General features: G+C 65.0%; 19 protein-coding genes and 1 pseudogene. 16 read left to right on the top strand and 4 right to left on the bottom strand.

Annotated features, from left to right (window positions below):
* Nucleotides 1–62 precede the first annotated feature (62 nt).
* From QMA10_RS02650 to sdhC, 4 genes are all read right to left on the bottom strand, one after another.
* Complete coding sequence (locus tag QMA10_RS02650) at nt 63–839, bottom strand: succinate dehydrogenase iron-sulfur subunit (RefSeq protein ID WP_290165895.1); 777 nt, start codon at nt 837–839, stop codon at nt 63–65.
* The gene (sdhA, locus tag QMA10_RS02645) at nt 839–2,605 is read right to left on the bottom strand and encodes a succinate dehydrogenase flavoprotein subunit (RefSeq protein WP_290165893.1); all 1,767 of its coding nucleotides are present in this window, start codon (nt 2,603–2,605) and stop codon (nt 839–841) included. Before sdhA ends, QMA10_RS02650 begins: the two co-directional genes overlap by 1 nt.
* 67 nt (nt 2,606–2,672) lie before the next feature.
* Entirely contained in the window at nt 2,673–3,152 is a 480-nt protein-coding gene (locus QMA10_RS02640) for a succinate dehydrogenase hydrophobic membrane anchor subunit (RefSeq protein WP_290165892.1), read from the bottom strand.
* 3 nt (nt 3,153–3,155) lie between these two features.
* Nucleotides 3,156–3,536, bottom strand: a complete 381-nt coding sequence (gene sdhC, locus QMA10_RS02635; RefSeq protein WP_104055153.1) for a succinate dehydrogenase, cytochrome b556 subunit — start codon at nt 3,534–3,536, stop codon at nt 3,156–3,158.
* Nucleotides 3,537–3,773: 237 nt separating this feature from the next.
* Here sdhC and QMA10_RS02630 point away from each other — a divergent pair, with 237 nt between their 5' ends.
* The 16 genes and pseudogenes from QMA10_RS02630 (at nt 3,774) to QMA10_RS02560 (ending at nt 22,006) form a co-directional block, all read left to right on the top strand.
* Nucleotides 3,774–4,913 carry a mannose-1-phosphate guanylyltransferase gene (locus tag QMA10_RS02630; RefSeq protein ID WP_290165887.1) on the top strand — a complete coding sequence of 380 codons (1,140 nt, stop codon included), beginning with the start codon at nt 3,774–3,776 and terminating at the stop codon, nt 4,911–4,913.
* Between the two features lie 131 nt (nt 4,914–5,044).
* Nucleotides 5,045–6,211, top strand: coding sequence for an amidohydrolase (locus QMA10_RS02625; protein ID WP_290166110.1), 1,167 nt, complete (start codon nt 5,045–5,047; stop codon nt 6,209–6,211).
* A gap of 313 nt (nt 6,212–6,524) precedes the next feature.
* On the top strand, nt 6,525–7,586 hold the full coding sequence (locus tag QMA10_RS02620; RefSeq protein ID WP_290166108.1) for a BMP family ABC transporter substrate-binding protein: 1,062 nt from the start codon (nt 6,525–6,527) through the stop codon (nt 7,584–7,586).
* Between the two features lie 132 nt (nt 7,587–7,718).
* Nucleotides 7,719–9,263 (top strand): ABC transporter ATP-binding protein, encoded by a 1,545-nt coding sequence (locus tag QMA10_RS02615; RefSeq protein WP_290165885.1) that lies wholly within the window; start codon nt 7,719–7,721, stop codon nt 9,261–9,263.
* Between the two features lie 107 nt (nt 9,264–9,370).
* On the top strand, nt 9,371–10,627 hold the full coding sequence (locus QMA10_RS02610; RefSeq protein WP_290166106.1) for an ABC transporter permease: 1,257 nt from the start codon (nt 9,371–9,373) through the stop codon (nt 10,625–10,627).
* Nucleotides 10,624–11,913, top strand: a complete 1,290-nt coding sequence (locus QMA10_RS02605; protein ID WP_290165883.1) for an ABC transporter permease — start codon at nt 10,624–10,626, stop codon at nt 11,911–11,913. Before QMA10_RS02610 ends, QMA10_RS02605 begins: the two co-directional genes overlap by 4 nt.
* A 151-nt stretch (nt 11,914–12,064) precedes the next feature.
* Entirely contained in the window at nt 12,065–12,478 is a 414-nt protein-coding gene (locus tag QMA10_RS02600) for a cytidine deaminase (protein WP_290165880.1), read from the top strand.
* 5 nt (nt 12,479–12,483) lie between these two features.
* The gene (locus tag QMA10_RS02595; protein ID WP_290165878.1) at nt 12,484–13,773 is read left to right on the top strand and encodes a thymidine phosphorylase; all 1,290 of its coding nucleotides are present in this window, start codon (nt 12,484–12,486) and stop codon (nt 13,771–13,773) included.
* 117 nt (nt 13,774–13,890) lie between these two features.
* Nucleotides 13,891–14,643 (top strand): DedA family protein, encoded by a 753-nt coding sequence (locus tag QMA10_RS02590; protein ID WP_356833448.1) that lies wholly within the window; start codon nt 13,891–13,893, stop codon nt 14,641–14,643.
* A gap of 47 nt (nt 14,644–14,690) precedes the next feature.
* Entirely contained in the window at nt 14,691–15,860 is a 1,170-nt protein-coding gene (locus tag QMA10_RS02585) for an adenosine deaminase (protein WP_290165876.1), read from the top strand.
* Nucleotides 15,853–16,539, top strand: coding sequence for a MazG nucleotide pyrophosphohydrolase domain-containing protein (locus tag QMA10_RS02580; RefSeq protein WP_290165874.1), 687 nt, complete (start codon nt 15,853–15,855; stop codon nt 16,537–16,539). Before QMA10_RS02585 ends, QMA10_RS02580 begins: the two co-directional genes overlap by 8 nt.
* Nucleotides 16,540–16,733: 194 nt before the next feature.
* A complete protein-coding gene (gene eno / locus QMA10_RS02575) occupies nt 16,734–18,017 on the top strand; it encodes a phosphopyruvate hydratase (protein ID WP_290165872.1) in 1,284 nt (427 codons plus the stop codon).
* Nucleotides 18,018–18,125: 108 nt separating this feature from the next.
* The gene (locus QMA10_RS02570) at nt 18,126–18,893 is read left to right on the top strand and encodes a septum formation initiator family protein (protein WP_290165870.1); all 768 of its coding nucleotides are present in this window, start codon (nt 18,126–18,128) and stop codon (nt 18,891–18,893) included.
* Nucleotides 18,894–19,010: 117 nt separating this feature from the next.
* Nucleotides 19,011–19,598 (top strand): annotated as a pseudogene (locus QMA10_RS17650) (DUF501 domain-containing protein); the annotation flags it as partial.
* A 102-nt stretch (nt 19,599–19,700) separates the two neighbouring features.
* Nucleotides 19,701–20,591, top strand: a complete 891-nt coding sequence (locus QMA10_RS17645; protein WP_356833541.1) for a Ppx/GppA phosphatase family protein — start codon at nt 19,701–19,703, stop codon at nt 20,589–20,591.
* A gap of 50 nt (nt 20,592–20,641) precedes the next feature.
* On the top strand, nt 20,642–22,006 hold the full coding sequence (locus QMA10_RS02560) for a S8 family serine peptidase (protein WP_290166103.1): 1,365 nt from the start codon (nt 20,642–20,644) through the stop codon (nt 22,004–22,006).
* Nucleotides 22,007–22,021 lie beyond the last annotated feature (15 nt).

The following is a 22,021-nucleotide window of genomic DNA, read 5'->3' as shown; positions in this document are numbered from 1 at the left end:
GCGGCGTTCGGCGGCCCTTCTCAGGGCTGCCGAACGCCGCCTCCGGGGACGGAACGGTGCTGCTAGACGGAGCGGCTCAGGATGGCCTGCTTGACCTCGGCAATTGCCTTGGTCACCTGAATGCCGCGGGGGCACGCTTCGGAGCAGTTGAAGGTGGTGCGGCAGCGCCACACGCCTTCCTTGTCATTGAGGATTTCCAGGCGCATGTCTCCGGCGTCGTCACGCGAGTCGAAGATGAAGCGGTGGGCGTTCACAATGGCGGCCGGGCCGAAGTACTGGCCGTCGGTCCAGAACACGGGGCAGGACGATGTGCACGCGGCGCAGAGGATGCACTTGGTGGTGTCGTCAAACCGCTCCCGGTCCTCGGGGGACTGCAGGCGTTCCTTCGTGGGCTCGTGGCCCTTGCTGACCAGGAACGGCATGACTTCGCGGAAGGACTGGAAGAACGGCTCCATGTCCACAATCAGGTCCTTCTCCACGGGGAGGCCCTTGATGGGTTCCACGAGGATGGGCTTGGACGTGTCCAGGTCCTTCAGCAGGGTCTTGCAGGCCAGCCGGTTGCGGCCGTTGATGCGCATGGCATCGGAGCCGCAGACGCCGTGGGCGCAGGAACGGCGGAAGGAGACTGAGCCGTCATGCTCCCATTTGACCTTGTGCAGGGCGTCCAGCACGCGGTCCGTGCCGTACATGGTCAGCTTCCACTCGTCCCAGTATCCTTCGTCAGACACCTCGGGGTTGTAGCGGCGGACCTTGAGCGTGATCTCGAACGAGGGGATTTCCCCGCCCACAGATTCCGGGAGTTCGATCTTGGAGGCTGGCTCCGCGATTTCCGTTGTCATTAGTACTTCCTCACCATCGGCTCGTAGCGCGTGAAGACGACCGGCTTGGTGTCCAGCCGAATGCCGGCGGTGTGCTCGTCATTGGCGGCTTCATCAACCTTGTACGCCATCGAATGCTTCATGAAATTCTCGTCGTCGCGTTCCGGGAAGTCCTCGCGGAAGTGTCCGCCGCGCGACTCTTCGCGGTGCAGGGCCGCAACGGTCATGACCTTGGCCAGTTCCAGCAGGAAGCCCAGTTCCACGGCTTCCAGCAGATCCAGGTTAAAGCGCTTGCCCTTGTCCTGGACGCTGATCTTCTTGTACCGCTCTTCGAGCGAGGCAATGTCGGTCAGCACCTGGTTCAGCGTTTCCGCGGTGCGGAACACCTGCATGTTGGCATCCATGGTGTTCTGCAGGTCCCGGCGGATTTCGGCAACCCGCTCCGTTCCCTCGGAGTTGCGGACCATGTCCAGCAGCTCGATGGTGGCGGCTTCGGGGTTCTCCGGCAGGTCGACGAAGTCAGCCTGCAGGGCGTACTCGGCAGCGTAGATGCCCGCGCGCTTCCCGAAAACGTTGATGTCCAGCAGCGAGTTGGTGCCCAGGCGGTTCGAGCCGTGGACGGAGACGCAGGCAACTTCACCGGCTGCATACAGGCCCGGGACCACGGTGTCGTTGTCCTGCAGGACCTCAGCCTTGATGTTGGTGGGGATGCCGCCCATGGCGTAATGCGCGGTCGGGAAGACCGGCACCGGCTCCGTGTACGGCTCAACACCGAGGTAGGTGCGGGCAAACTCAGTGATGTCCGGGAGCTTGGCATCAATGTGCGCCGGCTCCAGGTGCGTCAGGTCCAGCAGGACGTAGTCCTTGTTCGGGCCGCAGCCGCGGCCTTCACGGACCTCGTTGGCCATGGAGCGGGCCACGATGTCACGGGGAGCAAGGTCCTTGATAGTGGGGGCGTAGCGCTCCATGAAGCGCTCACCCTCCGAGTTGCGCAGGATTGCACCTTCACCGCGGGCTGCTTCGGAAAGCAGGATGCCCAGGCCTGCGAGGCCTGTCGGGTGGAACTGGAAGAACTCCATGTCTTCCAGGGGGATGCCCCGGCGGAACGCGATACCCATGCCGTCACCGGTCAGGGTGTGTGCGTTGGACGTGGTCTTGAAGACCTTGCCGGCGCCGCCGGAGGCGAACACCACGGACTTGGCCTGGAAGACATGCAGCTCGCCGCTGGCCAGGTCGTAGGACACGACGCCGGCAACGCGCTTCTGGCCGAAGCTGTCCTCGACCGTGAGCAGGTCCAGGACGTAGTACTCGTTGTAGAACTCCACATTGTGCTTGACGCAGTTTTGGTACAGCGTCTGGAGGATCATGTGCCCGGTGCGGTCCGCGGCGTAGCAGGCACGGCGGACCGGTGCCTTGCCGTGGTCGCGGGTGTGGCCGCCGAAGCGGCGCTGGTCAATGCGGCCTTCGGGCGTGCGGTTGAACGGCAGACCCATCTTTTCCAGGTCCAGCACGGCGTCGATGGCTTCTTTGGCCATGACCTCCGCAGCGTCCTGGTCCACCAGATAATCGCCGCCCTTGACCGTGTCAAAGGTGTGCCATTCCCAGTTGTCTTCTTCGACATTGGCGAGTGCTGCGCACATGCCGCCCTGTGCCGCACCGGTGTGCGAGCGCGTGGGGTACAGCTTGGTCAGTACCGCCGTACGTGCGCGCTGGCCGGATTCGATGGCGGCACGCATACCGGCGCCGCCGGCGCCGACAATTACGACGTCGTACTTATGGACCTGCATACCAGATGCTCTTTCTGTTGAAACGTGAAAAACAGTGGGGGTGGCCCGCAGACTGCGGACCCTGCGGCTACGCCGTGCAGAAGTCCGCGATCATGTCGGCGGGTGCACCGGCCGGGCAGGGATCGAAGGTGAAGATCACCAGGGTGCCCAGAACGATGATGACCACGGAGGCAATGTAGAGAATGCTCTTCAGGGTCATCCGGGTGGTGTTCTTGTCGGCGTAATCGTTGATGATGACGCGGACGCCGTTGGTGCCGTGCAGCATTGCCAGCCAGAGCATGACCAGGTCCCAGACCTGCCAGAGGGGGCTGGCCCACTTGCCGGCCACAAAGCCGAAGTCAACGGCATGGATGCCGTCGCCAACCATGAGGTTGACGAACAGGTGGGTGAAGATCAGAACGATCAGGATGGCACCCGAGACCCGCATGAACAGCCAGGCGAGCATCTCAAAGTTGCCTTTGCCGCCCGCGGTCCGCGCGTACTTGGGGGAGATGCGGCCGGAGCGCGGAGCCTCGACGGAGACGGCTTCGTTAGTTGATGTACTCATGGCTTAGTGACCCCCGAAAACGATGGGAAGGTGGCGAATGGAGAAACCGATCATGGTAATCACCCAAAGGCCGACGACGCTCCACAGCATCTGACGCTGGTATTTGGGGCCCTTCTTCCAGAAATCGATCAGGATCACGCGCACGCCGTTGAAGGCGTGGAACACGATGGCGCCGACGAGGCCAAGCTCGCCGAGGCCCATGACGGGGTTCTTGTACGCGCCGATCACGACGTTGTATGCCTCAGGTGAAACGCGCACCAGTGAGGTATCCAAAACGTGGACCAACAGGAAGAAGAAGATCACCACGCCGGTAATGCGGTGGGCAACCCACGACCACTGGCCTTCACGGCCGCGGTAGAGAGTGCCTGCTGGTAACTTCGACACTGAATTTTCCTCCCTGCAACGCAGCGGCGCTGGCGTGTCTTCCACGCAGTGATGACGCCGATGCGACAGCAATATAAGCTCAAGCATAATCTAGGTCCCCCGTTGGGCGCTTTCAATTTAGGTGGGCCTATCATGTGACCCTCGTTACAGTCCGTGACGCCGGTCAGACAATGCGGGACTGGCCGGTCAGGCGTTGCTTGGGACCGCTGCGGCCACCGTCGGCTAATCTTGGCTCTGATGAATACAGAACCGACTGATCCTGATCTTTCCGCAGCGGATTTTGACCGCTTTTACGGCGTCATTCCTGCGGGCGGCGTTGGCACCCGCCTTTGGCCGCTGTCCCGTGCCGCAGCGCCCAAGTTCCTTCATGACCTCACCGGATCAGGCTCCACCCTGATCCGGGCCACCTATGACCGGCTGCGGCCGCTCAGCGGTGACCGGGTCATGGTGGTTACCGGTACGCTGCACCGTCAGGCGGTGCGCAAGCAGCTGCCTGAAATCTCCAGCGAGAACCTGGTGCTGGAGCTGGAGCCCAAGGATTCTGCAGCGGCCATCGGTCTTGCGGCGGCAATCCTCTTTAAAAGGGATCCCCACATCATCATGGGTTCCTTTGCGGCGGACCAGGTCATTGCCCCGGTGGACGTCTTCCAGGATGCAGTCCGGGAAGCGATCCACACTGCGGCGCAGGGATACATCGTCACCATCGGCATCCACCCCACCCATGCCGCCACCGGGTTCGGCTACATCCGCGCGGGAGATCCGCTGGAGATTGCCGGTGCCCCGAGTGCGCACTCCGTCGTCGAATTCGTGGAGAAGCCCTCGGAAGAGGTGGCCCGCACGTACCTGAAGAACGGTCATTACAGCTGGAACGCCGGGATGTTCGTGGCGCCGGTGGACCTCATGCTCAAGCATCTGGAAGCCAACGAGCCGGAACTCTATGCCGGGCTGACGGAGATCGCCGATGCGTGGGATACGCCGCAGCGCCGCGAAGTGGTGCGCCGGGTCTGGCCCACCCTGCCCAAGACGGCAATTGACTATGCCGTGGCGGAACCGGCAGCTGCTGCCGGCGACGTCGCCATGATCCCGGGCATTTTCAACTGGGATGATGTGGGAGACTTCGCTGCCATCGGGCGGCTCAACCCCGCCGCCGAGAACAGTGATCTCACGGTGATGGGTGAGGGGGCCCGCGTGTACTCGGAAAACGCCTCCGGAATCGTGGTCTCCGACACCAAGCGCGTGATCGCCCTGATCGGCATTGAGGACGTTGTCATTGTCGACACGCTGGATGCACTGCTGGTCACCACGAAGGAACACGCCCAGGAAGTGAAGAAGGCTGTGGAGCATCTGAAGGCCAGCGGCGACACGGACGTCCTTTAAGGCGTCCTATAACAGGAATCACGGCAGCACGTAACACAGAACATCGTCACACGGTTCCCGCAACAGGAGCCTCAGTGGCTACCCTAGAAAATGTGTCTACCATCCCACTGAACAGTTCATCGGTTCCCTCCATGCGGGGGAGTGTCGCTCCGATCCTGGGTGAGCTGATCTCGTTCCGCAGGGACCTTCATCAGCACCCGGAATTGTCGACCAAGGAATTCCGCACCACGGACCGCATTGTAGAGGCGCTGGAGGGGGCGGGACTGCACCCTGTTCGGCTGGAGGGCACGGGAGCCTACGTTGACATCGGCGAGGGGCCGATGCGAATCGGGTTGCGCGCCGATATTGACGCGCTGCCCGTGCTGGAGGAAACGGGGCTGCCGTACGCTTCCGTCAACACCGGCATCACCCACGCCTGCGGTCATGACATCCACACCACGGTCATGGTGGGTGTGGCGCAGGTTCTGGCCAAGCTCAACCGTGCCGGGGCCCTGGGCGGACGGGTCCGGGTTGTCTTCCAGCCCGCTGAAGAGGTCATGCCCGGCGGGGCGCTGGGCGTGATCAAGCAGGGTGTCCTGGAGGGCATGCCGCGGATCCTTGCCCTGCACTGCGATCCGAGAATCGACGTCGGGCAGGTGGGCACCCGCATCGGAGCCATCACCTCGGCGTCCGACACCATCCGCATTGAACTGACCGGCCGCGGCGGACACACCTCCCGGCCGCACCTGACCGAGGACCTTGTCTTTGCGCTGGCTGAGATCGCCGTCAGCGTTCCGGCCGTCTTGTCCCGGCGGATCGACGTGCGCAGCGGCGTATCGGTCGTGTGGGGCCAGATGCACGCCGGTTCGGCTCCCAACGCGATTCCCGCACACGGTTTCATGGCCGGAACCATGCGCTGCCTGGATGCGGAAGCCTGGTACGCCGCCGGGGAACTGCTCGACGACGTCGTGCGCCAGATCGCCGCGCCCTTCGGCGTGGATGTGACGATGGAACATACCCGGGGAGTGCCGCCCGTTATCAACACTGACGCGGAAACGAGCCTGATCGAGGTTGCAGCGCGGGCGGAACTGGGCGAGGACTCCATTGTTCTGGCTCCCCAGTCAATGGGCGGGGAGGACTTCGCCTGGATGACGCAGGCTGTCCCCGGGGCCCTCATGCGGCTGGGAACGCGCACGCCGGGCGGCGAGACCTATGATCTGCACCGCGGTGACTATGACCCCGACGAGCTGGCGATCAGCACGGGCGTCAGTGTCATGGCTGCGGCGGCGGTACGGGCGGCACGGGGACTGCGGCACTAGCGGCAGAGGGGTTGTACAGTCTTTCCTGCAGGTCGCTGGCCGACATATGAGGTCAACTGCTTGCAAACAGATAACAAGTTGTAAATAATTTCCCCGCCGCCACGTAATCTGCATCACGGGGTGTGCTGCAGGACATAGAATAAGTTTGCTGCGATCCACCGATGCACGGAGCGCCGCACCACGCGCCGGCTGGCCTCCCCACGGGTTGGGCAGGAACAGAGCACTCCTGCGCGTGGCACCCATTTTCTTTTCTGGAGGAACATTGAAGAACTTCCCGCGCAGCTTCAAGCGCAACGCCGGCGTTTCCGCCGCTATGCTCGGCGTTTCGGCGCTCCTGCTCTCCGGCTGCGGTGCCGCCCCTGAAGAGGAAAACGATTCCTCTGACGCAGCGGGCAGCGCGAACAGCGATTTCACCGCCTGCATCGTTTCCGATGAGGGCGGCTTTGATGACCGTTCGTTCAACCAGTCCAGCTACGAGGGCCTGAAGGCTGCAGAGAAGGATCTGGGCGTCACGGTACGCGAAGCCCAGTCCCAGTCCGAAACGGACTTCCTGCCGAACCTGGACTCCATGATCAGCGAAGGCTGCAACCTGACCGTGACGGTCGGCTTCCTGCTGGCAGACGCCACGAAGTCCGTTGCAGAGGCCAATCCGGACCGCAACTTCGCCATCGTCGATGACAACAGCATCGACCTGGACAACGTCAAGCCGATCATCTACGACACGGCAGAAGCTGCCTTCCTGGCCGGCTACGTAGCGGCAGGCACCTCCGAAACCGGCAAGGTGGCCACCTACGGCGGCATCAATATCCCCACCGTGACCATCTTCATGGACGGCTTTGCCGACGGCGTGGAGTACTACAACGAGCAGAACGACGCCGATGTTGCACTGCTGGGCTGGAACAAGGCCGACCAGACCGGATCCTTCGTGGGCAACTTCACCGACACCGTGGCCGGCAAGACCACCACTCAGAGCTTCCTCAACGAAGGCGCCGACATCATCATGCCGGTTGCCGGCCCGGTGGGCGACGGCACCCTGGACGCCATTGTTGAAGCCAATGCAAACGGCGGCAACAACAAGGTCATCTGGGTCGACTCCGACGGTTTCGAGACCAACGACAAGGGCACCGAGTACATCCTGACCTCGGTCATGAAGCTCATGGGCGAAGCCGTTGAAGAGGTTATCTCCACCGACGTCGACGGCAACTTCGACGCCGCACCGTACATCGGCACCCTGGAAAACGGCGGCGTGGCCCTTGCTCCGTACCACGACCAGGAAGATGCAGTCCCCGCGGACGTCAAGTCCGCAGTGGATGAGATCAAGGCCAAGATCATCTCCGGTGAGATCACCGTGGATTCTGCTGCCAGCCCCAAGTAAAAAGGGGTAGGCGGCACCTGAACCGCCGTTCGTCCGGCTGCGCTGCAGCGGGTGGACGGCGGTTCATTCTGTTCCGGGTAATCTCCATAGGGGAAGCCCACATACTCAGACACAAACAGATTGGTTGGGGTTGTGAAACTCGAACTCAAGGGCATCACCAAGCGCTTCGGCACCCTGGTGGCCAACGACCATATAGACCTGGTGATTGAACCGGGTCAGGTCCACAGCCTTCTCGGTGAGAACGGCGCGGGCAAATCCACGCTCATGAATGTCCTCTACGGCCTCTACGAACCCACAGAAGGCCAGATCCTCATCAACGGCAAACCCGTTGTCTTCTCCGGTCCCGGCGACGCCATGGCGGCCGGAATCGGCATGGTCCATCAGCACTTCATGCTGGTACCGGTCTTCACCGTTGCCGAAAACGTGGCGCTGGGACACGAGAGCACCAAGGTTGGCGGCACGCTGAATCTTGACGCCACCCGCACACGCATCCGTCAGATCTCCGACCAGTACGGGTTCGACGTCGATCCCGATGCGGTGGTGGAAGACCTGCCGGTGGGTGTGCAGCAGCGCGTGGAAATCATCAAGGCACTGATCCGCGACGCTGAAGTCCTGATCCTCGACGAGCCCACCGCCGTCCTCACCCCGCGCGAAACCGACGAGCTCCTGGCCATCATGCGCCAGCTCTGCGACGACGGAAAATCGGTGGTCTTCATCTCGCACAAGCTGCGCGAGGTAAAGGCGGTTTCCGACGTCATTACCGTGATCCGGCGCGGCAAAGTGGTGGGCGACGCGCCCCCCAGCGCTTCGACCACCGAGCTGGCCTCGATGATGGTGGGCCGTTCGGTCAGCCTGAACCTCAACAAGGCTCCCGCGGAACCCGGCGCCAATACGTTCTCCATCCGCGACCTGGTGGTGCGCTCCGACACCGGCCAGGCCGTCGTCGACCACGTCAGCCTTGACATTGCGAAGGGCGAAATCCTCGCCGTCGCCGGTGTCCAGGGCAACGGGCAGACCGAACTGACCGAGGCCATCATGGGCCTGCAAAGCCATGTCACGGGCTCCATCATGCTGGACGGCAACGAACTCGTGGGACGCAGGGTTGAGCAGGTCATCGAAGCCGGCGTGGGCTTTGTGCCCGAGGACCGCAGTGTCGACGGCCTCGTTGGGACCTTCACCGTCGCCGAGAACCTGATCCTGAACCGCTACAAGAAGCCACCCTTTGCGCGCGGGCTGTCCATGCGGCCGGCGGTCGTAGCGGCCAACGCCGCCGAAAAGATCGGCGAGTTCGACATCCGGACCCAGTCCGCCGAGGCAGCAGCGGGAACGCTCTCGGGCGGCAACCAGCAGAAGGTGGTCATGGCGCGTGAGCTGTCACGTCCGCTGTCGCTGTTCATTGCCTCCCAGCCGACCCGCGGCGTCGACGTCGGCTCCATCGAGTTCCTGCACAAGCGGATCGTGGCGGAGCGAGACGGCGGAACCCCGGTGCTGATTGTGTCCACCGAACTCGACGAGGTCCTGGAACTGGCCGACCGCATCGCCGTGCTGTACGGCGGCAAAGTCATGGGCATTGTCCCGGGCAACACCTCACGCGACGTCCTGGGCCTCATGATGGCCGGGATGCGCGCTGACGAAGCACTTTCGCACGAACGCGAGACTAAGGGAGGGGCGCAGTGAGCCCGGAGGAAACAAACAGGCAGCCGGGCGAACCCGCCCACCGGAAAGAGGAAGCAGAGGCTGACGATACGCGGCTGCTGGCCGCTGCCGAAACTGCCGGCGGGGCACTGCCGCCGCCGGTCGTTCCGGTCCCGGCAACGGAACTGCATCCGGAAGAACGCCAGGCATCCGTCCTGCACCGCATTGTCACCGGCGACGCCCTGGTTTCAGTCCTTGCCGTCATCATGGCACTGATTGTCGGCGGTCTGCTGATCGCCCTCACCGACGAGGACGTTGCCGAGTCCGCCGGGTACTTCTTCTCGCGTCCCGGGGACCTGCTCGGCGCTGCCTGGTCCGCTGCCTCCGGCGCCTATGCTGCCCTGTTCCAGGGATCGATCTTCAATTTCCAGGCTGATACTTTCTCCCGGATGATCTACCCGCTGACCCAGACGCTGACGGTGGCGACCCCGCTGATCTGCGCCGGTCTCGGCGTGGCCCTGGCCTTCCGGGCCGGGTTGTTCAACATCGGTGCGCAGGGGCAGATCATCATCGGCGCCACGCTGGCCGCATGGGTCGGTTTCAGCTGGCACCTTCCGGTTGGCCTGCACCTGATCGTGGTTATCCTCGCCGGAGCAGTCGGCGGTGCACTGTGGGGCGGCATTGCCGGCCTGCTTAAAGCACGCACCGGCGCGCACGAGGTCATCGTGACCATCATGCTCAACTACATCGCCATCCAGCTGGTGCTCTTCCTGCTGACCACGCCGGGCTTCCAGCGCCCGGGCTCCACCAACCCGATCAGCCCGCAGCTTGACGACACCGCCATGTTCCCGCCCCTGCTGGGCAGCGGCTTCCGGCTGCACTGGGGCTTCATCATGGCCATCGCCGCCACCGTCTTCATCTGGTGGCTCCTGAACCGCTCCACCGTGGGCTTTGAACTGCGCGCGGTCGGCGCCAACCCCGCGGCCGCACGGAATGCAGGCATCAGCACCACCAAGGGCTATGTCATCGTGATGCTCATCGCCGGTGCCCTTGCAGGTCTCGCCGGCGTTGCACAGGTGTCCGGCACCGAGAAGGTGCTGACCTCCGGTGTGGCAGCGAGCTTCGGCTTCGATGCCATCACCGTGGCCCTGCTGGGCCGTTCCTCCCCGTGGGGAACATTCGCTGCGGGCCTGCTGTTCGGCGCTTTCCGCGCCGGCGGCGTCACCATGCAGACCAGCACCGGCACCAACATTGACATTGTGCTGGTGGTCCAGTCGCTGATCGTCCTGTTCATCGCCGCACCGCCGCTGGTCCGTTCCATCTTCCGTATTCCGCCGCCCGGCGCGTTCAAGACGGCCGGCAAGCGCAGCACCAAGAAAGCCAACGCAGCCGGAGGAGCAGCATGAGCACCGCAACCGCACCCGCTTCCACCGGCCGTCCGGCCGCAACCGAGGCCATCCGGAGCTGGAAGACCCCCATCATCCTGGGTATCCTCGCGGTCCTCGGCTTCATCCTCTTCGGGCTCCAGGCGCCGTCCTCCGACGTCACCTTCCGGCTGACCGAGGACAACGCGGCCATCCAGCTGCCCAACATTGTGGTTTCGGCACCGGTCCTGGGCTGGATTGCCTCGGTGGTCCTGCTGGCCTCGGCGGCTTATGCCGCCGTCCTGGTCAGCCGCTACCAGCGTATTCCCGCCTGGCTCATCGCCGTATTTGCGGTCTTCTTTATCGCCGCCTTCCTCACCTGGGCCATCGGCAGCGCCCGCAGTCCCAGCGTTGCCCTGTACGGCCTGCTGGCAGGGTCCTTCACGCTGGCCTTCCCGCTGATCTTTGGCTCGCTCTCCGGCGTGCTCTGCGAACGCTCCGGCGTGGTCAACATTGCCATTGAGGGGCAGCTGCTCTTCGGGGCGTTTGCCGCTGCCGTTGCCGGATCCCTGTCCGGCAACGCATTCGTGGGACTTTTCGCCGCAGCCATAGCCGGTGTACTGGTCTCACTGGTGCTGGCTGTCTTCAGCATCAAGTACATCGTGAACCAGGTGATTGTGGGCGTGGTCCTGAACGTGCTGGTCTCCGGCCTCACCGGCTTCCTGTTCTCCACCGTCCTGGCGACGGACGCGGCCAAGTGGAACTCCCCGCCGCGCCTGCCGTCCATCCGGATCCCGCTGCTGGCGGACATTCCCATCATCGGCCCGATCCTGTTCAACCAGTCCGTGATCGGCTACCTGATGTATATCGCCGTGGCAGCCATCTATTTTGGCCTGTTCCACACCAAGTGGGGCCTGCGCACCCGCGCAGTGGGCGAGCACCCGAAAGCAGCTGACACCCTGGGCGTGAACGTGAACCGGACCCGGTTCCTGAACGTCCTGCTCGCAGGCTCCGTAGCCGGCGTCGGCGGTGCGTTCTTCACCTTGGTGGCGGTGTCCTCCTTCAACCGGGATATGACCTCCGGACAGGGGTACATCGCCCTGGCGGCGCTCATCCTGGGACGGTGGAATCCGATCGGCGCGCTGTTTGCAGCGCTGCTGTTCGGCTTCGCCTCCAACCTGCAGTCGGTCCTGAGCCTGCTCGGCACCCCGGTGCCGAACCAGTTCCTGGCTATGCTGCCGTACGTGGTGACCATTTTCGCCGTCGCCGGCGTGGTGGGGAAATCGCGCGGCCCTGCCGCAAGCGGCATACCGTACATCAAGGGTTAGCGTCGCCAAGGCGCCCTTTCCGGCATTTGCTGCCGGAAAGGGCGCCTTCCGCATCTGAGCGTTTCGTCCGGTCCGAGGGGACAGGACGACGACGCCCGCCCGCCAAAGACTGCCGGCCTCACCCGGCGCAACTGCTTACAGCGAGGGAACAATGACTGACAACACTGAAACTGCCGCACCGGTGGACTGGGCCGCCCTCACGGACACAGCCCGTGCCGCCCTGGCACACGCCTATGTTCCGTATTCGAAGTACCCGGTGGGTGCAGCTGCCCTCACTGACGACGGCCGGGTCATCTCCGGCTGCAACGTGGAAAACGCCTCCTACGGCCTGACCCTCTGCGCCGAATGTGCGCTCGTCAGCTCCCTGCACATGACCGGCGGAGGACGCCTGGCGGCGTTCGTCTGCGTGGACGGCGCCGGAGAAATCCTGATGCCCTGCGGCCGGTGCCGGCAGCTGCTGTATGAATTCCGGGCACCCGGCATGCAGCTGCTGACCGTCAGCGGAATCAGGACTATGGACCAGGTCCTGCCTGACGCCTTCGGCCCCGAACATCTGGAAGGATAACCACCATGAGTGCTGAGAAGTTTGACGCCGTAGACATTATTGGAATCAAGCGGGACCGGGGTGTTCTGTCACCGGAACAGATTGACTGGACCATCGATGCCTACACCCGCGGGGCCATCGCCGATGAGCAGATGGCCGCGCTGAACATGGCCATCCTGCTCAACGGCATGACGCGCTCCGAAATCTCCCGGTGGACCGCAGCCATGATTGCCTCCGGAGAGCGGATGGACTTTTCCTCCCTGGGGAAGCCGACCACGGACAAGCATTCCACCGGCGGTGTGGGGGACAAGATCACCCTGCCGCTGGCACCCCTGGTTGCCGTCTTCGGCGTCGCCGTTCCGCAGCTCTCCGGGCGCGGGCTGGGCCACACCGGCGGGACCCTGGACAAGCTCGAAGCCATTCCCGGCTGGCGTGCGGCACTGAGCAACGACGAAATGATGGCCCAGCTCGCCGACGTCGGAGCCGTCATCTGCGCTGCGGGCGCAGGCCTGGCCCCGGCGGACAAAAAGCTCTACTCCCTGCGAGACGTCACCGGCACGGTGGAGGCCATCCCGCTGATTGCTTCTTCGATCATGAGCAAGAAGATCGCTGAAGGCACCGGCTCGCTCATCCTGGACGTGAAGGTGGGCTCCGGAGCGTTCATGAAGGACGAAGCGAACGCCCGCGAGCTGGCCGAAACCATGGTGGCGCTCGGAAAGGACGCAGGCGTCAATACGGTGGCACTGCTGACCAACATGGCCACGCCGCTGGGCCTCACCGCCGGAAACGCCATTGAGGTGCAGGAATCCGTTGACGTCCTGGCCGGCGGCGGCCCGGAGGACGTGGTGGAACTGACTGTCCGGCTGGCGGAGGAAATGCTGGCTGCCGCCGGACTGCCCGACGCCGACCCGGCAGCGGCGCTGCGGGACGGCCGTGCGATGGATGTGTGGCGGCGGATGATCTCCGCCCAGGGCGGCGATCCCGACGCGGAACTGCCGCAGGCACACGAATCCGAGACCATCTATGCGCCCGCTGACGGTGTGCTGCTGGAACTGGATGCCCTGTCCGTCGGGGTGGCCGCATGGCGGCTCGGAGCAGGACGGGCGCGGAAGGAAGACGCCGTCCAGGCCGGCGCCGGTGTCCGCATGCACGCCAAGCCCGGCGCCCTGGTCCGTGCCGGCCAGCCGCTCATGACCCTGCTGACGGATACACCGGAGAAATTCGAGCGCGCAAAGGAAGCCCTGGCTGACGCCGTCGTCATTGGCGCTGAAGGATCCAGCCCGGCGCAGAAGCTGATCATCGACCGCATCAGCTGACCCCGGTGTTCGCCGCCGCCCCGCCCTGTCCGGCAGGCTCCGGGGTTGGCGGGGACGAATGCAGTGATGGCATCGTTGTAGGTACCAGAGACCGATTCCGAGGAGAGCAGCCTGCCCGTGCTGAGCGCCGCAATGGACAGTATTAACAATTTCATCCTGACCTCTGCCGACGCCTGGTGGGTCTATCTGGTGCTGTTTTCCTTCTGCCTGATAGACGGGTTCTTTCCGCCCGTGCCGAGCGAATCCATTGTGGTGGGACTGGCCGCGCTGGTGGCCACCGGCGCCGGCCCCAATCCCTGGCTGCTGATGGCCGCGGCCGCGGGCGGCGCCTTCCTGGGCGACAACCTGGCGTACCTGATGGGGAGGGGGATCGGCATTGACCGGTTCCTCTGGATGCGGGGTCCGCGGATGCAGCGCGGATTCGTCTGGGCCCGCAAGGAGCTGGACAAGCGTGCCGTCTCCCTGATCCTGGTGGCGCGTTTCATTCCCATCGGCCGTGTGGTGGTAAACCTGACCGCCGGAGCAACAGGTTTCCCGCGGCGGGTCTTTGTGGGCCTGACCGCCATGTCCGCGGTGCTGTGGGCGGCCTACAGCGTTGCGGTGGGGGCAGTGGCCGGGACCTGGTTCAAGGACAACCATTTGCTGGGGGTCGTGGTGGCCATTGCTGTGGCCATGGTCCTGGGCCTGATCATCGACCGGATTATCACCAAACTCCGCGGACCCACCCCGTTGCAGACCAACCGGGATGCGGCCCGTTTGCGCGTCGAAGCGGCGAAGGCAGCCCAGGCAGGAACACCCAGGCCTGTCCGTGACACCAAACAGGACCGTGACACCAAACAGGACCTTGAAAACCGCACCGAAACACCCTGAGCCCGGCCCGCCCCGAACCGTGCTGCAGCTCACGTAGAGTTGGAACCGTGACTGAGCCTATTCTTCTTGCCGCCGCTGACCCTGCCCTCGACATCCGCAGCCTGCCCAAGGTTTCGCTGCATGACCATCTTGACGGCGGACTGCGTCCCGCCACGATCATCGAGCTGGCCGGCCAGGCCGGACACGAGCTGCCCTCCACCGATCCGGTGGCACTGGGGGAGTGGTTCCGCGAGTCTGCGGACTCCGGCTCCCTGGTCCGGTACCTGGAAACCTTTGACCACACGATTGCCGTGATGCAGACCCGTGAGGGCCTGGCGCGGGTGGCCCGCGAATTCGTGGAGGACCTCGCCGACGACGGCGTGATCTACGCTGAAATCCGCTGGGCACCGGAGCAGCACCTCAAGGGCGGGCTGAGCCTTGACGAAGCCGTCGAAGCCGTCCAGGACGGTCTGGACGCGGGAGTGGACGCGGTGGAAGAGCAGGGGCGCCTGATTCAGGTTGGCCAGCTCATCACCGCCATGCGCCACGGCGACCGCGGCATGGAAATCGCCGAACTGGCCGTGCGGCACCGCCACAACGGAGCCGTGGGCTTTGACATTGCCGGGGCGGAGGACGGCTTCCCGGCCTCCCGCTTCGCTGACGCTTTCACTTACCTGGCGGAACAGCAGTTCCCGGTCACTGTGCATGCCGGCGAAGCCGCAGGCGTGGACAGCATCAGGGACGCCCTCGTGCACGGGCGCGCGCTGCGCCTGGGACACGGTGTGCGGATCGCCGAGGACATCGAAGTGGACTTCGACGAAGAGGCCGACGACGCCGGGAGCGCCGCGGACAGCCTCGGGGATGACACCGCTGTGGGCATGGTGACCATTGGTCAGGTGGCCGGCTGGGTTCGGGACCGCGGCATCCCGCTGGAGATCTGCCCCTCTTCCAACCTGCAGACCGGTGCCATTGCCTCCTTTGGCGGGGACATCGAATCCCACCCGGTCGACCTGCTGTACCAGACGGGTTTCCAGGTGACGGTGAACACCGACAACCGCCTGATGAGCGGTGTCACGCTGACCGGCGAGTTCGAGCTGCTGGCCGAAGCCTTTGCCTATGACCTGGACGACATCCTGGAACTCACCATGAACGCCGTGGACGCCGCCTTCCTTCCGCTGGAGGAACGTGACGCGCTGGCCGCCTATGTGACGGAAGGCTTCAACCGGGCCCGTGGCTGATTCAGCACCAAACAGCGACGGCGGTGACCTGGGCCGGCGGTTCACCCGCCTGGCCGGGATCATCGCCGTCCTGCGTGAACGCTGTCCCTGGACGGCAGCACTGACGCACGAATCCCTGCTGGAATACCTTGTCGAAGAAGCCTACGAGGTTGTCGAGGCGGTGGAAGCAGGGCACACCGGACCGCAGGATGCCGGGGAGCTCGCCGGCGAGCTGGGCGACGTACTGTTCCAGGTTCTGCTGCATGCCCGCCTGCAGGAAGAATCCGGTCACTTCGGCATCGGTGACGTGGTGGATTCTCTGACTGCGAAAATGATCCGCCGCAATCCGCACGTTTTTGCCTCCGACGGCTCCGTCCGAACGGAAACCACCGACGACCCCGCAGACATTGAGCGTGCCTGGGACGAGGCCAAAAAACGCGAGAAACCCGGCCGCAGCTCCCCGTTTGACGGCATTCCGGCGGGATTGCCGGCACTCCTGCTGGCGGCCAAAACCCTGGACCGTGCCCGCCGTGCCGGGCGGGAGGTTTGGCCCGTGGCTCCGGCCGCAGCACCGGAGCGCGTGTGGCAGGACTCCGACGAGCTGGGCGAGCACCTGTTCGATGTCGTGCGCCAGGCACAGGCGCAGGGGCTGGACGCGGAAGCAGCGCTGCGGGCCGCAGTCCGCCGCTTCACCGGCTGACCGGCCGCTCCACGGGTCAGCAGGGGGCTCACGATCGGAAACACCGGTCCGTGTGCGACCGGATATAAGTCGGTTTGGCGGCCCGGGGCCTTACTACCGCGCCCATTTCAACTAGGCTGGAAGCAGACAGCGTGGCCCTTTTCATAGGCCGGGCTCAAGTTACCCCTAGCGTTCCAACGAACAGGAGCATTCCCATGGCAATCATTGATGCCATTCACGCCCGCGAAATCCTGGATTCCCGCGGAAACCCCACCGTTGAGGTAGAGGTTCTGCTGGATGATGACACGTTTGGCCGCGCAGCGGTTCCCTCCGGCGCATCCACCGGAGCTTTCGAAGCCAATGAGCGCCGTGACGGCGAAAAGACCCGCTACCAGGGCAAGGGAGTCCTGCAGGCCGTTGAAGCGGTCATCGAGCAGATCCAGCCGGCACTGCTGGGCTTCGACGCCGCCGACCAGCGCGCCATCGACCAGGCCATGATCGACCTGGACGGCACCGAGAACAAGTCCGGCCTGGGCGCCAACGCCATTCTCGGCGTTTCCCTGGCCGTGGCCCGCGCCGCAGCCGAATCCGCAGCCCTGCCGCTGTACCGCTACCTCGGCGGACCCAACGCGCACATCCTGCCCGTGCCGCTGATGAACATCCTCAACGGCGGCTCGCACGCGGATTCCGACGTCGACATCCAGGAATTCATGATTGTTCCCCTGGGCGCACAGACCTACTCCGAGGGCCTGCGCTGGGGTGTTGAGGTCTACCACAACCTCAAGTCCGTACTGAAGGAGAAGAACCTCTCCACCGGCCTTGGCGACGAAGGCGGCTTCGCTCCGAACCTGCCGTCCAACCGTGCAGCCCTGGACCTGATCCTCGAGGCCATCACCCGCGCCGGCTACACCCCGGGAACGGACATCGCCCTGGCGCTGGACGTTGCCTCCTCCGAGTTCTTCAAGGACGGCGCCTACGTCTTCGAAGGCCAGAACCGCAGCGCCGAGGAAATGTCCGCGTACTACGAGGAACTGGTCCGCGACTACCCGCTGGTTTCCATTGAGGACCCGCTGGACGAAAATGACTGGGACGGCTGGACAGCTCTGACTGCACGCCTTGGCGACAAGGTCCAGCTCGTGGGAGATGACCTGTTCGTCACCAATCCCACCCGCCTGGAGACCGGCATCAAGCAGAACGCCGCCAACTCCCTGCTGGTCAAGGTCAACCAGATCGGTACACTCTCCGAAACCCTGGACGCCATCACCATGGCACAGCGTGCCGGGTACACCACCATCACCTCGCACCGGTCCGGCGAAACCGAGGACACCACCATCGCTGACATCTGCGTGGCCACCAACGCAGGCCAGATCAAGACCGGTGCCCCCGCCCGTTCCGAGCGCGTAGCCAAGTACAACCAGCTGCTGCGCATCGAAGAGGAGCTCGACGACGCCGCCCGTTACGCAGGACGCAGCGCGTTCCCGCGTTTCACGGCCGAGTAAGCCGGCTGCTGGTGGGTACCCTCGTTAACGAGGGTGCCCGCCAGTTGTGTTTAAGCCCCCGTCACTGAATGCTGCGCCTCGGGCCAGTCCGTTTTATCAAGGAGTTCCATGCCCACCCGACGTCCAAAAGTCCCCAAGGCATCCGGCGGGGACGGCTCCAGCACCGAGGGGCGCACCGGCCGAAGTGCGCAAAAGCCGGCCCGGAAGCGAAACGAGGCGGCGGAGCCGGACACCATCAGCGCCACAAAACCGGTGGAGGGAACGTCTGATCCGGCACGGGAAGATCCGGCGGCAAAAAAGACAGCACCCCCCAAAACCAGGTCCCGGGCCAAGGCCGCCAAGCCTTCCGGCCCGGACAGCGCAGGATCCCCCGAGGACGCAGGAGCGCCGGGCAAGGCCGCTGCCGCTGCCGGCCGGCTGCGGCGGCGTTCCCGGATTCTGTCCGAAGACACCGGCGCAGCAGCATCGCCTGCGGAGTCATCGGATGAGCTGCGTCCCGTTCCGGCGAAGGCCTTCTCCGGCCGGCTGCTGGTCCTGGCCATGGTCACCCTGGTGGTCATGGTCCTGCTGGCGCCTTCGGTGAACACCTACCTGCACCAGCGCTCGGACATCGCAGCCCTGGAAGCGGAGATTGCCCAGCAGAAGGAAACCTCCGGCGCCCTGGAAACAGAGCTCCAGCGCTGGGAGGACCCCAACTACATCAAGCAGCAGGCCCGGGAACGGATTTTCCTGGTCATGCCGGGGGAGACCCGGTACCTGGTCAAGGGTGAGGACGGGGTGGAGGAGGCGGAGCAGGAAGCCCAGGAAGAGGAAGAGGACCTGCAGTGGGTTGATGCGCTGTGGGACTCCGTCAAGAGGGCCGCCAACGCCGCCTAAACGTGCAGCCCCTGCGGCGGCCCCGGACGCCGCGGCTTCCTGCGCACAGTAATCTTAGAAGCAGCGCAGTTATCAATAACCCGGGCCGTCCCAGGCCCCCAGGAAGGAACCTCCGGCATGACCCAGGAGCAGCTCACCCCCACCTCCGAAGACTTGGAGACACTGAGCCGGCAGCTCGGCAGGCCGGCACGCGACGTCGTCGAGATCGGTGCCCGCTGTGTCTGCGGGAATCCCCTTGTTGCCACCACGGCTCCGCGCCTGAGCAACGGCATTCCTTTCCCGACCACCTACTACTTGACGCATCCGGTGATCACCGCGGCCGTTTCCCGGCTTGAAGCCGCCGGTCTCATGACCGAAATGACCGAGCGGCTGGAGCAGGATACGGAGCTTGCCGCCCGCTACCGGGAAGCGCATGAGGCGTATCTCCAGGTCCGCAATGAGATTGGTGCCCGCACCGGTGTGGGTCCTGTTCCCGAGATCGACGGCGTCTCCGCCGGCGGGATGCCCACCCGGGTGAAGTGCCTGCATGTGCTGGTGGGCCACTCGCTGGCCGCCGGTCCCGGGGTGAACCCGCTGGGCGACGAAGCCCTGGAGCGCATCTCCGAATGGTGGACTGCGGACCGCTGCTACTGTGAGGGCGCATGGGACACCACGGGTGCGGCGCCCAGCCGTGACCTGAGCCGGCACACCAAAACCCAGGGCCTGTCTCCGGAGGAACTGGATGCCAAGCGTGCCGCGCGCCGCCAGGCCACCAGGGTTGCCGCTGTTGACTGCGGAACCAATTCCATCCGCCTGCTGATCGCCGACGTGACCCGGGACGGCGGCGCAACAAAGCTGACCGACGTCGTCCGCCTGATGCGGGTGAACCGGCTGGGACAGGGCGTGGACGCCACCGGCCGGCTGGCGCCTGAGGCACTGCAGCGCACCTTCGAGGCAGCGGACGAATACGCTGCCCTCATCCGCGAGCACGGAGCTGAACACATCCGGTTCGTGGCCACCTCCGCGAGCCGCGACGCGGAGAACCGCGCGGAATTCACAGCGGGGATCCGTGAGCGCCTGGGTGTGGAGCCCGAGGTCATCAGCGGAGACGAGGAGGCGGCCCTGTCCTTCGCCGGAGCCACCAGCGTCCTGGGCTCGGACAACGGCGCCAAAACACTGGTGGTGGACCTCGGCGGCGGCAGCACCGAGTTCGTCCTCGGCACTTCGGACACCGTACTGGCGGCCAAGAGCACCGATATGGGCTGCGTGCGGTTCACCGAACGCCATCTCACCTCCAATCCGCCCACCGAAGCCCAGATTGCCCTGGCGCGCGGAGATGTCCTGGACATGATTGCCAGGGTGCTCTCCACGGTTCCGCTGGCCGAGGCCGACCGGCTGGTGGGAGTTGCCGGCACCATCACCACGGTGACGGCGCACGCCCTGAGCCTGCCGGAGTACTCCGCCGAGGCCATCCACGGGACGGAACTGGACATTTCCCGCATCGACCAGGCCGCCGCCGAGCTGCTGCACATGGACCGCGATGAGCGGGCGGCGCTGCCGTACATGCATCCGGGCCGGGTGGACGTCATCGGTGCCGGCGCACTGATCTGGCAGACCATCGTGGACCGCGTGTCGGAACTGACGGACGGCAGGGTCTCCTCGGCGATCACCAGTGAGCACGACATCCTGGACGGCATAGCACTGAGCGCCGCACGGTGACCCCGGCGTCGGCGGTTTCCGCACGGCGGCAGCGAAGGGGGCGGGGCGGAATCCTGGCAGCAGTGCTGCTGGTGCTCACCCTCCTTCCGGCTGCCCCGGCCGCTGCCGACGATTGGCGGGACAAGCAGTACTGGCTGTCGGACTACGGCTTCGACAAAGCCTGGGCCGTGAGCCAGGGCGAGGGCGTGAAGGTGGCGGTCATCGACACCGGAATTGATCCCGCCCACCCGGACCTCGTGGGCGCAGTCACCGGGGGAACCGACGTCTCCGGTGCCGGCAGCCCGGACGGAAGCAGCGGGCTCGGCGCCAATCCCTCGCACGGGACCCTGGTGGCAACGCTGCTCGCCGGACGGGGCCATGAGCCGGCAGTGCCTTCTCCAACCCCCTCGCCCACGAAGGGCGGGAATAAGGATGAGGAGAAGGAACCGGCGCCCGCCAAGGAAAAGAAGAACTCCGAGGGCATCATCGGCGTAGCACCCAAGGCGGAACTGCTCGCCGTGTCGGCCTGGATCGGGCCGGACAACCCGGCCGGCATTCCCATTGAGGACCAGATCCCGGCGGCCATCCGGTGGTCCGTGGACAACGGCGCCAAAGTCATCAACATGTCCCTGGGCAGCAGCTCCCCCTCCTGGCCGGAAAGCTGGGACGACGCCTTCCTCTACGCCGAGCAGCAGGACGTGGTGGTGGTGGTGGCCGCCGGTAACCGCGGCATAGGGATAGTCCAGGTGGGAGCTCCCGCCACCATCCCCGGGGTGCTGACGGTGGCCGGTTTGGACCGCAACGGCCAGGCAAGCCTGGACTCATCCTCCGAGGGAATCAGCATTGGCGTTGCGGCCCCGGCGGAGAACCTGGTGGGCGGCCTGCCCGGCGGGCCGGCCCGGTATGCGGACTGGAACGGAACCTCCGGTGCAGCGCCGCTGGTGGCCGGTACCGCTGCCCTGATCCGTTCCGCCTATCCCAACCTGAGCGCAGCGGAGGTCATCAACCGCATCATCAGCACAGCACGCGACGCCGGTGCTCCGGGACAGGACACCCTGTACGGCTACGGAATCCTGGACGCGGAAGCGGCGCTGACCTCCGATGTTCCGCCGGTAACCGCCAACCCGCTGGGCAACATTGCCGACTGGATCCGCATCCATCGCCGGGACACTTCCACGGCTCCGGCAACGGACGCTCCTGTGGCCGTGGAACCGACGGCACCGAACCTGCCCGAGCCCACCGTCCCGGCGGCCCTGCCGCCCGGAACGGAGCCCGATTTGCTGCCCGGAGCGCTTGTCCTGGGCTTCTCCGGACTGACGCTGGCCGTGGCAGCGGCAGGCACTGCGGCCGTTGTCCGGGCACGCCGGCGGGAAGCGGAATGGCCAGCTCCGGAGGACGGGGACACCGGCGATTTTGAGCCCCCGAAACTCTCGTGAAGGTTTTCACAAACA

Source organism: Arthrobacter sp. APC 3897, from assembly GCF_030407495.1.
GTDB lineage: Bacteria > Actinomycetota > Actinomycetes > Actinomycetales > Micrococcaceae > Arthrobacter_B.
Note: the sequence above shows the minus strand (reverse complement) of the source record. Positions and strands in the feature narration are given on the sequence as shown.